Source organism: Nocardia sp. NPDC047038 (genome assembly GCF_040644075.1).
GTDB lineage: Bacteria > Actinomycetota > Actinomycetes > Mycobacteriales > Mycobacteriaceae > Nocardia > Nocardia sichangensis.
This window is the reverse complement of the sequence record NZ_JBEYVQ010000002.1, coordinates 1,078,170-1,091,271: the sequence shown is the minus strand read 5'-3', so window position 1 is coordinate 1,091,271 and position 13,102 is coordinate 1,078,170. Positions and strand designations below refer to the sequence as shown.

The following is a 13,102-nucleotide window of genomic DNA, read 5'->3' as shown; positions in this document are numbered from 1 at the left end:
TTCGGCGCCGATGCCGCCTTGGTTGTGACCACCGCCACTTCAGATCCACATGAGCGGATACCCCGAGGCGATTCGACCAACCACCTCGGTTACGGGAACCCGGTCGGCGCGGTGGTGACCTGCCGTGATATTTTACTTCTTCAGAGAGCTTTCTTCTTTGTAGAACTATCTTTATATGAGCAGACATTAGGTGCGGAGGAATACCCGTGTCGACACCTGAACCCGACCGCGAGGCCACGGCGCCCGGACTCCGCGCCGACGCCCGCGAGATCTACCGGCGCTACCTGAGCGCGGTCATGCTGCACGGACAAGCCGGGGCGCGGGCGGTCGATCTGGGCGCCACCGATCTGTACGCGCTCAACATCCTCGAACTGGCCGGGCCGATGACGCCGGGCGAACTCGGCGCGCGCAGCGGCCTGACCACCGGCCCGACCACCCGGCTGATCGACCGCCTGGAGGACGCGGGCTACGTGCGCCGCGCGCCGGTCCCCGGCGACCGCCGGAAGGTGATCGTCGAATTGATCGGCAAGCCAGCCGATCTCGACGAGGTGCTCGCCCCCGCACGGCAGCGCATCGGCGAGATCATCGGCGGCTACGCACCCGAACAGCGCGAGGTGCTGTTCGACTACTTCACCAGGGCGGCTGCCGCGTACCAGGCCGCCGCCGAGGAGCTGCGTGGCACGGACTAGGCCACGGCGAGGGCGATGATCTGGGTGATCTGGCGGCTGTCGAAATTGTCGTCGCTGACCAGAACCAAGGTGCGCTCACCGGAGGGCAGACGCGGCCCCCAGGTCATGCCCTCCACGTTGTCGACGGCGGCGAGCCCGACGTCGTCGAGATCCACCAGCAGCCGCTTGGCCACCGGGCGGGCAGCGCCGATCGAGCCGTCGAGGATGTTGGTCGCGGCGCTCAGATCGGCCTCGTAGACGCGGATCTTGTTGGGCGTGCCGGGCGAGAAGGACCGTTCCAGCACAAGAAGTTTCGTGGGGTCCAGCGGATCGGCGGCGAGGATCGACGCGATCCCGTTCGCGCCGCGGCCGGGCTGCGGCCGCGACTCGGCGAAGACCGGATCCAGCGGATACGCGTACTGGGCGAGCAGTGGCCCGGATCGCGCCTGGACGGTGATCCGGGTAAGTGCCCCGCTCGTCGTGGTCGCCGCCGGCCCGTCCTGCAGCAGCGGCCCTTCCGTGGCGGTGGCGAACAACGTGCCGCCCGCGAGGAAGGTCGCGGCCTCCAGTGCCTGGTTCTGTTGCGGCCCGGAGTCGGGGCGCATCCGCTCGTTCTCCGGGATCGGCAGGTCACCGACATAGGAGCCGTCCGGGTGCGCGATCCGCACCGACGGATCTTGCAGCAGGGCGCCGTCCCGCTCGCCTTCCTGCGTCCAGTAGTAATCGCCGGTCCACGGGTCCACCCGGATCTCCTCCGGGTCGACCGACATCGGCGCGTAGGGCGCGCCCGCCACGGTCAGCAGGGGGTGCGTGCCGGTGAAGGTCACCGGTCCGACTCCGCGCTCGCCGACCTCGAAGCGCGCGGTGTAGTACCGCGCGGGGTTCTTGTTCGAACGATCGTCGCTGATCAGCACGAATTCACCGGTGCGCGCGGAGTAGTCGATCCCGGACAGGCCACCCACGGTGGTGCCCGCGAAGTCCAGGCTCGACGCGACGACTTGCTCGCCCAGCAGACGCACCGATGGCGTCGTCACCGGATCGGCGGCCGCCACCGGGGCCGATGCGAGCGCGAGGGCGCAACTGGCGATCAGAACATGGCGACTACGTCTCGGCACGGCTGCCAACCTATCGCGCCGAACGGACGCGCAGGCGAACGGGCCGGAAAACGGCCGAAGCCCGCCACCGCGAAAAGCGATGGCGGGCTTCGGCGTTGCGTCGCGGCGCGCGATTACTTACGCAGCGAGGCCGGAACCTCGAAGCGCTCGCCGTAGGTCTTGGCGAGGTAGTCGGCACGCTCCACGAAGGCCTCCTGGCCACCCGGGTAACCGACGATGAACTGGTGCACACCACCGGTCCAGGCCGGGAAGCCGATGCCGAAGATCGAACCGATGTTCGCGTCGGCGGTGGAGGTGAGCACGCCCTCGTCGAAGCACTTCTGGGTCTCGATCGCCTCCGCGAACAGCATGCGGTCGATCAGATCCTGCAGCGGGACGCCGAAGCCCGCAGTGGTCTTGAAGTGCTCACGCAGGCCCGGCCACAGACCGGTGCGCTTGCCGTTCTCGTCGTACTCGTAGAAGCCCGCCTTCTCCAGGCGGCCCGGACGACCCTCGGACACCATGTAGTCGATGACGTCCTGCGCCGGGTGCCGCTTGACGCCCAGGGTGGTGTCGCCCGACTGCGCGGCTTCCAAGGTCTCCTTGGCGATCTTCTGCATGAGCTTCATGTTCAGCTCGTCCGACAGCTGCAGCGGCGCGGCCGGGTAGCCCGCCTGCAGACCGGCCTGCTCGATGGTGGCGGGCTCGATGCCCTCCTTGAGCATGGCGATCGCCTCGTTGACGAAGGTGCCGATCACGCGGGAGGTGAAGAAGCCGCGGCTGTCGTTGACGACGATCGGAGTCTTCTTGATCGCGAGGGTGTAGTCGAACACCCGGGCCAGCGCCTCGTCCGAGGTCTTCTCACCCCGGATGATCTCCACCAGCGGCATCTTGTCGACCGGCGAGAAGAAGTGGATGCCGATGAAGTCCTCCTGGCGCTTCACGCCGGTCGCCAGACCGGTGATCGGCAGGGTGGAGGTGTTCGAGCCGAGCAGCGCGTCGGGGGTGACGACGTCCTCGATCTCCTGGAACACCTTGTGCTTCAGCTCGGTGTTCTCGAAGACGGCCTCGATGACGAAGTCGACGCCGGCGAAGTCGGCCGCGTCCGCGGTCGGCTTGATCCGGTCCAGCAGCGCCTTGGACTTCTCCTCGGTGGTCTTGCCCCGGGAGAGCGCCTTGGCCTCGATCTTCTCGGAGTAGTTCTTGCCGCGCTCGGCCGCCTCGATGGAGACGTCCTTCAGCACGACGTCGTAGCCCGCCTTCGCGGAGACGTACGCGATGCCCGCGCCCATCATGCCCGCGCCGAGCACGCCGACCTTCTTGATCTCCTTCTTCGGCACGTCCTTCGGACGCGAACCGCCGTTGTTGATCGTCTGCAGGTCGAAGAAGAACGCCTGGATCATGTTCTTCGCGACCGGGCCGGTGAGCAGGTGCACGAAGTAGCGGGACTCGATCAGCGACGCGTTGTCGATGTCGACCTGCGAGCCCTCGACCGCGGCGGACATGATCGCGCGCGGCGCGGGCATGTTCGCACCCTTGATCTGCTTGCGCAGGTTCGCCGGGAACGCGGGCAGGTTGGCCGCGAAGGCCGGGGACGACGGGGTGCCGCCGGGGATCTTGAAGCCCTTCTTGTCCCAAGGCTGCACGCCGGCTTCGGGGTTGGCCTTGATCCACGCCTTGGCGGCGGGGACCAGCTCCTCGACCGAACCGACCAGCTCATCGATCAGGCCGATCTCCTTGGCCTTGGCCGGCTTGTTGCGCTGACCCTGCAGCAGCACCTGCATCAGGGCGTTCTGCAGGCCAAGCATGCGCACGGTGCGGATGACGCCGCCGCCCGCGGGCAGCAGGCCGAGGGTGGCCTCGGGCAGACCGATCTGCGAACCCGGCACGTCCGCCGCGATGCGGTGATGGGTGGCCAGCGCGATCTCCAGGCCGCCGCCGAGCGCCGCGCCGTTGATGGCGGCCACGACCGGCTTGCCCAGCTGCTCCAGGCGACGCAGGGCGCTCTTGATCTCGGTGAGCTCCTCCATCAGCGTCTGGGCGTCGTCCGGACCGACCTTCATCATGTTCTTCAGGTCGCCGCCGGCGAAGAAGGTCTTCTTCGCGGAGGTCAGGACGACACCGGTGATGTTGTCCTTCTCCGCCTCGAGCCGGTCGACGGTGGCCGTCATCGATTTCTTGTACAGCTCGTTCATCGTGTTGGCGCCCTGGTTCGGGTCGTCCATCGTCAGTACGACGATGCCGTCCGAATCCTGCTCCCAACCGATCATGTTGGTTTCGCTCACAGCTCTGTGTCTCCTTGGTGAATTAGCAGCGTTCGCGGCCCTACGTGGATACGCAGGCTGCCGCCTCCGGGCCTGACGCTCACGCCGCCGTGAATTCTCAGCTGTCGGTTGGGGTTCAGACCCGCTCGATGATGGTGGCCACGCCCATGCCGCCGCCGATGCACAGGGTGATCAGGGCGTAGCGGCCGTTGCGGCGCTCCAGCTCGTCGACCATGGTGCCGGTGATCATCGCGCCGGTCGCACCCAGCGGGTGGCCCATCGCGATCGCGCCGCCGTTGACGTTCAGCTTCTCGTCCGGGATGCTCAGGTCCTTCTGGAACTTCAGCACCACGGAGGCGAACGCCTCGTTGATCTCGACCAGATCGATGTCATCGAGGGTAAGACCCGCCTTGGCCAGCACCTTCTTGGCGGCCGGAGTAGGACCGGTGAGCATGATGGTGGAGTCGGCGCCACTGGTGGCGGTCGCGACGACACGCGCGCGGGGTGTCAGGCCGGAGGCCTTGCCCGCCTCTTCCGTACCGACGAGCACGAGCGCGGCGCCGTCGACGATGCCGGAGCTGTTGCCGCCGTGGTGCACGTGGTTGATCTTCTCGACGAAGTGGAACTTCTGCAGCGCCACCGCGTCGAAGCCGCCCATCTCACCGATCACGGCGAAGGACGGCTGCAGCTTGGCCAGGTCCTCGGCGGTGGTGCCGGGACGCATGTGCTCGTCCTTGTCCAGCACGACGATGCCGTTCTGGTCCTTGACCGGCACGATCGACTTGGCGAAGTAGCCGCCGGTGGTGGCCTTGGCGGCCAGCTCCTGCGAGCGCACCGCGTAGGCGTCGACATCGTCGCGGCTGAAGCCCTCGATGGTGGCGATCAGGTCGGCGGAGACGCCCTGCGGGACGAAGTAGGTGTCGTAGTTGGTGGCCGGGTCCAGTGCCCAGGCGCCGCCGTCGGAGCCCATCGGCACGCGCGACATGGACTCGACGCCACCGGCGAGAACCAGGTCGTCGAAGCCGGAGCGAACCTTCTGGGCGGCGAGGTTGACCGCCTCGAGGCCGGAGGCGCAGAAGCGGTTGAGCTGGAAGCCGCCGACGGTGTCGGGCAGGCCTGCCACGGTGACCGCGGTACGGGCGATGTCCGCGCCCTGATCGCCGACCGGCGCGACCACGCCGAGGATCAGGTCGGAGATCCGGTCCTCGTCGAGGTTCGGGAAGCGCCCGCGCAGCTCCTGGATCAGACCGACAGTCAGGTCGATCGGCTTGACCGAGTGCAGCGAGCCGTTCTTCTTGCCACGGCCGCGCGGAGTGCGGATGGCCTCGTAAATGTAGGCCTCTGTGGTCATGGAGTGTTCCTTCCTCAATGTGCGGCGGCCGGACGTTCGTCCGTCCGAGCGCTCCTTGCGGTCGGCCGGTACGTTCGTCCGTCCGAGCGCTCCTGGGCGGTCGGGCGGACTTTCGTCCGTCCGAGCGCTGGGGTGCGGCGACACCGCGGGTGCGGCATGGCTGCGGCTGACCTCGCCGACCGGCCTTGCGACCGACCGTTCCTAACGCTGTACAAAACCAGGCAAGACAGGACGAACGTACGGCCAGGTCGCCCGTACGCCTGGGCATACCATAGAACGTCGGCGTACCGAAGCTCCCGGCTACCCGTCCATACTACCGTGGAGTGCGAACTCCGGTTAACTTAACGTTGCGAGAACGGTGGTTGTCAACCATCCAATCGTGTGGCACCCAGCTCACTCTTCAGCAATTCGAGGGCGACCTCGTCCGGGTCGCGACGGTCGCCGGGAGCCACCGGATCGGCCGCGGCTGCCATCATCTCCTGCTCCTCTTCCGGGGTCGAGGCGGGAATGACCCGGGCCCCGTCCCAGTCCAGGTCGGCCGACGCGTCGCCCGCGCTCGGCCCGGCGTCATACCGCGGATAGTCCGCGGGGCCGGGGTCGTCGGGTAGGTCGGGGTAGTCGGGCGGCGGGATATCGTCGTCCGCAGGATACGGGCGCTTGTCGGCGCCGCCTGCGCCGGAACGCCCCGCGCCGCCAGCCTTGTCGGCGTTCGCGTTCTTCGCCTGACTCGGGCGGGAGAAGCGCGGCGCTGGCGCGGCCGAACCACGGCTCGCCGCGTTGCCGGATTCACGTCCCGGCTGGTTGCCCGCCTGCCCGCGGGGTCGGTTCGCGGCACCGCCCGATCTCGGCGCGGCGGCGGGCCGTGGCGCGGCGCCGCCCGCTTCCCAGCGCACCTCGTGGTCGCGGCCGAGCACCGCCCGTACTGCCGACCGGACCGCCTCCAGGTTGCGCGGATCGGACAGGCGCTTGGCCAGCGGCGCGTGCTGGTGCGCGAAGACGATGACCTCGCCCTCCACCCGGGCGACCGACGCACCGGCGAGCATCGCCTGCACGGCCGCACCGAACTCACGCACTTTGGCGCGAATGTCCGCCCAGGCGGCTTCCACTTCCCGCAACAGATCAGCGCTCGGTGTGGCAACAGGACCGGCGGCGAACTCCTGCGCGGACGAACCGGTCGCATGAGACGCCGGCGTGGCGGACCGAGCCTGATCGCCGTGCCCGACGGTCCGCTCGGCAGCCGAATCAGCCCCGCGCTCGCCCCCGGCAGCAGAACCCCGCCCGGCAGCTTGCTCCCGCCCGGCAGCAGATCCCTGCTCGGCAGCCGCATCAGCCCCTTGCTTCCGCCCCGCAGCAGAACCCCGTCCGACAGCCGCATCAGCCCCCTGCTCCCGCCCCGCAGCAGAACCCCGTCCGACAGCCGCATCAGCCCCCTGCTCCCGCCCCGCAGCAGAACCCCGTCCGACAGCCGCATCAGCCCCTTGCTCCCGCCCGGCGGTAGAACCCTGTCCGGCAGCCGGATCGGTCCCTTGCTGTCGCCCGGCGGCCGGATCGACGACCGACGAGGCCGCCCGCGCATTCGTTTCCTGCTCAGACGATCCGCGCTCAGACGTCGCCGTAGGGTCGGAAGGCCTTCGTGCCTCTTCGGTTTCGGACGAGAGATCGCCCGGCATCGCGCTCGCATCACGCGCGGCGGCGGATGACGCAGACGCCGAGCCTGCCGTCCCGCGTTGCGGAGCACTCGATTCGATGGTCGCACTCGCCTCTCGCCGCGGCGTCATTCCTGCCGCACCACCGGATTCGGCGAAATCCGGTTCGGCCACCCGCACAGGGCGATCCGTACCCCCTCGCGCAGGCGAACCCGGCGCGACCGACTCGCCAACGACAGGCTCCGTCGGACGCCCGCCTCCGGCACCCGGGAATTCCGCACCGGCACTGGAGCCCGCCGTATCGGCAGACGGATTCTCGGCTCGCACACCACCGACCGGCGTCGTGTCATCGACATTCGCCGCACCCGCGGATGCGCCTCCGGCGCGGTCCCCTGCCCCGACATGCGCCGAACCACCGGTTTCCGCAGCGCTTCCCGAGCGGTCACCCCCGCGGTTCTCGCGACGAATCGCGGCCAGCGCCTCGGCACCTCGGCGACGAGGCGGGTCCGACGGCGAACCAGCCGCAGGCGACGGCGCGGGAGCCTGCGCCGACGACGCGGCGGGCGCCGGGGCGATGGAACCACCGGCCAGACCGCGCTCGAGCCGTTCCAACCGTTGCAGGGTGGCGGATTCCGCGTCGGACACCGAGGGCAGCAACATGCGCGCGCAGACGACTTCCAGCAGCAGTCGCGGCGCTGTGGCGCCGCGCATCTCCCCGAGACCTTCGTGCAGCAGCTGGGCGTAACGGGTCAAGGTGGCCGAACCCAATCGCTCGGCCTGATCGCGCATCCGGTCGAGCACGTCGCCGGGGCCGGTGACCAGGCCGCGTTCGGTGGCGTCGGGCACCGCCCGCAGGAGGATCAAGTCGCGGAAGCGATCGAGCAGGTCGACGGCGAAACGGCGCGGATCGTGGCCCCCCTCCATCACCCGGTCGACGGTGCCGAACAAGGTTGCGCCGTCGTCGGCGGCCAGCGCTTCGACCGCGTCGTCGATCAGCGCCACGTCGGTGACACCGAGCAGCGAGACCGCGCGGGCATATGTGACGCCCTCGGGGCCTGCGCCGGCCAGCAGCTGGTCCAGCACGCTCAGGCTGTCGCGCGGTGAACCGCCACCTGCGCGAATCACCAAGGGGTACACGGCTTCTTCGACCGGCACGTGCTCCTGCTCGCAGATCCGCCCGAGCAGTCCGCGCATGGTGGCGGGCGGCAGCAGCCGGAACGGATAGTGATGCGTGCGCGAACGGATGGTCGGCAGCACCTTGTCCGGCTCGGTGGTCGCGAAGATGAAGATCAGGTGCGCTGGTGGCTCCTCGACGATCTTGAGCAGCGCGTTGAACCCTGCGGTGGTCACCATGTGCGCCTCGTCGACGATGAACACGCGGTACCTGGACTCCGCGGGCGCGTAGAAGGCGCGGTCCCGCAATTCCCTGGTGTCGTCGACACCGCCGTGGCTCGCGGCGTCGAGTTCGATGACATCCAAGTTGCCCGGGCCGCCCGGCCCGAGCGCCACACACGACGGGCAGGTGCCGCATGGCGTCGAAGTGGGCCCTTGCACACAGTTCAACGATCGGGCGAGGATGCGCGCGGAAGACGTCTTGCCGCAGCCGCGCGGACCGGAGAACAGATAGGCATGGCTGATCCGGCCCGTGTCGAGCGCGGTACTCAGCGGGTCGGTGACGTGCTCCTGACCCACCACCTCAGCGAATGTTGCCGGTCGGTACTTCCGGTACAGAGCCACGGCCAGAGGTTACCGGCGACCACCGACAACGCGCATGCCCGCCTACCGCCCGGATCAGCGGCACACGGTCGCCGATAAATGTGATCCAAGTCACAACATGCGCGTCGCCTTCTTCGACGGCCGACCGGGACATACGCAACAGCAACCTCAGAGCTATCACTTATCCTGCACGTGCGAATACCGGACGCACCCGCCGCGGCATCCCGCCGCGGCCGGAAAAGATGGACTCCGACCCCGATTTACCTCCACTTTTTGGAAATAACGAAACCGTCACCATGGGTGACATCGATGCAATCGTCTGGCTAACGTGGCAGACGGCAACTTCGGTAGCCAAACCTTCATCAGGTTGGTGACCCCGGCCGGTCCCTCATCCCGACCGGGGCACAACCAACAAAGCTCCGCCAACGGGTGACCAGCGCCAATCCCCACTTCCACCGGAGGACCGTCCACGTGTCGTGTGACGACATCGCCGCCGCCTGGCTCTCCAGCACCGATTTCGCAGGCGACCGCTCCGCCGTCGCCCTCTTGAGCCGCGCCATCAGTCCCCAGGAGTTCGCGATCAAGCGCGACTCGCTGCCGGTGACCGCGGCCGCGGATCCGGCCACCGCCGCCGCCATCCTCGAACTTCTCGAACGCGGCCAGGTGCCAACCATGGCGGCGATCCGCACCCTGACCGCGCAGAACGAGATGCGCCGCGAGGCCGAGCGCATCGAACGCCTCGGCCGCCGCGCCCAGCGCAGCATCGACGACTTCGGCCGGGTGCTCGCCAAACTCGCGGACGCGCACTGGACCGCGCACGGCTACGGCCCCACCCGCCGTGACGTGCTGTGCACCGAGCAGATCATGACGCTGATCCGCACCCGCGTCGGCAATATCGCGCCGTCGGCGGTCAAACACCTCTGGCTCATCGAGCGCGCGCAGCGCGCGGGGTGGATCGCCTCCAACGCCAATCCCCGGTCCCTGTGCGCGGCGCGACGTTTTTACGCGGCGCAGTACGGCAACCGGGTCTCGCTGCGTCCCGTGAACACCATCGGCACCGCGATCGCGACGTATCTGGCGGACTACCAGGCCGAGCACGGCCGCCCGCCGCGCTGGTCGGTGGTCGCGCAAGAACTGCGCGACGACCGGGGCCGCCGGATCTTCCACAACACAGCCGATGCCCGCGCCCAGCAGCTGTGGCTGACCACCGCGGAATGGGTGGAAATGTGCGACGACCTTCCCGTGCCCGGCCGAAGGGGCTTGCGGGCCATCCGTAAGTCCCGCGGTTGACCTCGGGCGCGTCGTGCGGGTTCGACAGCATAGGTTAACGGCGTTACTCTAACGCCGTTAACCTAGCGAGCGGAGCCGCGATGCTGACCCGGATGGCCCGATTCATCACCCGATCTCCGCGTACCGTGCTGGCCGCGGCGCTCGCGGTAGCCGTGCTCTGCGGCGTCTTCGGCGCTACCGCGCCCGCGCACTTGAAATCGGGCGGTTTCACCTCCGCCAATGCCGAGTCCGCTCGCGTCGCCCAGTTGATCGCGGACAACTTCGCCGGGGCGGCGCCCAATTTCGTCCTGCTGGTCAGCTCGGACGGGGGCGCGGACGATCCGGCCACCAAGGCGGCGGGCACAGTGCTGGCCGACTCGCTCAAATCCCGCACGGACGTCCAGGGCGTCCAGTCCTACTGGACCACGCCGCAGCCGCTGGCGAACGCGTTACGCAGCACCGACGGCAAGAGCGCCTTGGTGGTCGCCTACATCGAAGGCGACGAGACCCAAGTGCAGCAGACCGCGAGCGACCTGGAACGGCAGTTCGCGGGCGTCTCCAACGGCATCACCGTGCGCCAAGGCGGCATCGCCGCGATCTATCACGACGTCACCGAGCAGACCACCCGCGACCTCGCGCTGGCCGAGGGCGTCGCGGTGCCGCTGTCGATGATCGTGCTGATCCTGGTGTTCGGCAGCCTCGTCGCCGCGTCCCTCCCGTTGGCCATCGGGGTGTTCGCCATTCTCGCGACGCTGGCGCTGCTGCGCATGTTCACGCTGTTCACCGATGTCTCCATCTACGCGCTGAACATGACGACGGCGATGGGGCTGGCGCTGGCCATCGACTCCAGCCTGTTCATCGTCAGCCGTTTCCGGGAAGAACTCGCCAACGGCTTGGATCCAGCCGCGGCCACCATCCGGTCCGTGCAGACCGCGGGGCGCACCGTGCTGTTCTCCGCGCTCACCGTCGCACTATCGATGGCCGTCCTGAGCGTGTTCGACCTGTACTTCCTGAAAAGCTTCGCGTACGCGGGCGTCGCGGTGGTCGCCGCCGCGGCGATCGCGTCGATCGTGGTGTTGCCCGCGGCGCTGGTGCTGCTCGGCCATCGGGTGAACTCCCTCGACCTGCGGGCTCCGCTGCGCCGCCTGTTCGGTCGCGGCGCGCCCGCACCCGGTCCGCAGGCGCCGGAAGACACCGCCTGGTACCGGCTGGCCGGCGTGGTGATGCGGCACGCCGCGCCGGTCGCGGTCGCGATCATCGCGCTGCTGCTCGCGTTGGGCGCGCCGTTCCTCTCGGTCAAGTTCGGTTATCCAGACGATCGGGTGCTGCCGGACTCCGCCGCCAGCCGTCAGGTCGGCGACGCCCTGCGGACCGAGTTCCCCCAGGCCGATCCGGTCGCCAGCACCACGATCGTGCTGGACGGCTATCGCGGCGACAGCGCGGCCCTCGGCGGATACGCCGCGCAACTGTCCAAGGTGGACGGCGTGCCCGCGGTGCTTTCGGCCGCGGGCGTCTACGTGACCGGCGCGCGAGTCGCGCCGCCGCCGCCCGGAATGAGCAACGACACCGGGACCTACTTGAGCGTCGCGACCAAACTCGACCCCTTCTCGCCCGCCGGTGACCGTCAGCTGAAAGCGATCCGGGCGGTCCCCGCACCGGGTGACGCGCTCTACGGCGGCGCCGCGGCGGCCAACGCCGACTCGCTGCAGGCATTGGCCGCCCGGCTCCCGCTCGCCACCGCCTTGATCGCGCTGACCACGTTCGTCGTGTTGTTCCTGTTCACCGGCAGCGTCGTGCTGCCGATCAAAGCGCTCGTGCTGAACACCTTGTCGCTGGCCGCCGCGTTCGGCGCGATGGTGTGGGTGTTCCAGGAAGGCCACCTGTCGGGCCTGCTCGGTTTCACCGCGGTCGGATACTTGGTGCCGACCATGCCGATCCTGATGTTCTGCCTGGCCTTCGGCCTGTCCATGGATTACGAGGTGTTCCTGCTGTCGCGGGTGCGCGAGGAATGGCTGGCCACCCACGACAACACCCGCGCGGTCGCGATCGGCCTGGCGCGCACGGGCCGGATCTTCACCGCCGCCGCCGTGCTGATGGCCATCGTGCTCGGTGCCCTGGTGACCGCGAAGGTGTCGTTCATGCAGCTGCTCGGGCTCGGCCTCACGCTGACCGTGCTCGCCGACGCCACGCTCATCCGCGGCTTGCTCGCGCCCGCGCTCATGCGCCTGCTCGGTCCGGCCAACTGGTGGGCGCCCGCACCCCTGGCCCGCCTGCACGCCAAGATCGGGTTGACCGAGGGCGAGGAGGACACCGCAGCACGCCCGCTGGAAACCGCGGGACGCGCATGATCGGTGGGAGGCGTCCGCGGTCGCCGCGCGGTTCCGGAGCCCAGTTGCGCGACGAGATCCTGCGGGCCACGGCCGAGCTGCTCACCAGCACCGGGCACGCCGACGCCGTCTCGATCCGGGCGGTGAGCAAGCTGGTGGGGGTGAGCGCGCCGTCGATCTACCGGCACTTCGCCGATAAGGACGAGCTCCTCGAGGCGGTCGTGGCCAAGGTCTTCGAAGACCTCGCCGACGCGATCCGGGCCGCCACCGACCCCGCGACCTCCCCGTTGACCCAGCTGCACGACCAAGGCATGGCCTACGTCCGTTTCGCCCTCGAGCATCCCGAGCAGTACCGGCTGGCGACCGCGCCCACCGAGACCGGAGGAGCGGTGGATCAGGTCCTCACCAGCGGGGCCTTCCAGCATTTCGCGGCCACCGTGCGCAAGTGCATGGACGAGGGGACGATCGCGCCGCGCGACCCGCTGCCGATCGTGCTGGAGCTGTGGTCGGTGGGTCACGGCATCGCCTCCCTCCTGCTCGCCAAACCCTTCCTACCCTGGGGTGACGCGGAAGCGACCGCCTCACGCGTGATGGGCGCGGCATGCATCGGCTACACCGTGCTCGACCTGGTCGGCGCGGACCCGCCCACGCCGGACGCGGTCGCCGCGTGGCTGCGCGGTGTCCGGAAGGATCAGCCCTCCGCCTGACCCGGGAGTCACACTTTCCCGATCTGTTGTCGGCCCGCGAGCGACCATTCGGTAACTTCC

7 protein-coding genes and 1 pseudogene are annotated in these 13,102 nt (G+C 68.9%); 4 read left to right on the top strand and 4 right to left on the bottom strand.

Annotated features, from left to right (window positions below):
- The first annotated feature begins 206 nt into the window (after nucleotides 1-206).
- The gene (locus ABZ824_RS13115) at nucleotides 207-689 is read left to right on the top strand and encodes a MarR family transcriptional regulator (protein WP_356963420.1); all 483 of its coding nucleotides are present in this window, start codon (nucleotides 207-209) and stop codon (nucleotides 687-689) included.
- Here ABZ824_RS13115 and ABZ824_RS13110 read toward each other — a convergent pair.
- The 4 genes and pseudogenes from ABZ824_RS13110 to ABZ824_RS13095 all read right to left on the bottom strand — a co-directional run.
- Complete coding sequence (locus ABZ824_RS13110; RefSeq protein WP_356963419.1) at nucleotides 686-1,783, bottom strand: esterase-like activity of phytase family protein; 1,098 nt, start codon at nucleotides 1,781-1,783, stop codon at nucleotides 686-688. The two genes, ABZ824_RS13115 and ABZ824_RS13110, sit on opposite strands and share 4 nt — an antisense overlap.
- A gap of 113 nt (nucleotides 1,784-1,896) precedes the next feature.
- Nucleotides 1,897-4,047 (bottom strand): 3-hydroxyacyl-CoA dehydrogenase NAD-binding domain-containing protein, encoded by a 2,151-nt coding sequence (locus tag ABZ824_RS13105; RefSeq protein ID WP_356963418.1) that lies wholly within the window; start codon nucleotides 4,045-4,047, stop codon nucleotides 1,897-1,899.
- 115 nt (nucleotides 4,048-4,162) lie between these two features.
- Nucleotides 4,163-5,377: an acetyl-CoA C-acetyltransferase gene (locus ABZ824_RS13100; protein WP_356963417.1), complete on the bottom strand. Its 1,215-nt coding sequence runs from the start codon at nucleotides 5,375-5,377 to the stop codon at nucleotides 4,163-4,165.
- 1,235 nt (nucleotides 5,378-6,612) lie between these two features.
- Nucleotides 6,613-8,760, bottom strand: a pseudogene (locus ABZ824_RS13095) (DNA polymerase III subunit gamma and tau); the annotation flags it as partial.
- A 450-nt stretch (nucleotides 8,761-9,210) separates the two neighbouring features.
- On the opposite strand from ABZ824_RS13095, the gene ABZ824_RS13090 reads away from it, so the two are divergent.
- The 3 genes from ABZ824_RS13090 to ABZ824_RS13080 all read left to right on the top strand — a co-directional run bounded on the left by ABZ824_RS13090 (nucleotide 9,211) and on the right by ABZ824_RS13080 (nucleotide 13,042).
- On the top strand, nucleotides 9,211-10,029 hold the full coding sequence (locus ABZ824_RS13090; RefSeq protein ID WP_356963416.1) for a hypothetical protein: 819 nt from the start codon (nucleotides 9,211-9,213) through the stop codon (nucleotides 10,027-10,029).
- A gap of 80 nt (nucleotides 10,030-10,109) precedes the next feature.
- Entirely contained in the window at nucleotides 10,110-12,356 is a 2,247-nt protein-coding gene (locus ABZ824_RS13085; RefSeq protein ID WP_356963415.1) for an MMPL family transporter, read from the top strand.
- A gap of 44 nt (nucleotides 12,357-12,400) precedes the next feature.
- Nucleotides 12,401-13,042, top strand: a complete 642-nt coding sequence (locus ABZ824_RS13080; RefSeq protein ID WP_356963414.1) for a TetR/AcrR family transcriptional regulator — start codon at nucleotides 12,401-12,403, stop codon at nucleotides 13,040-13,042.
- The last annotated feature ends 60 nt before the right edge of the window (nucleotides 13,043-13,102 follow it).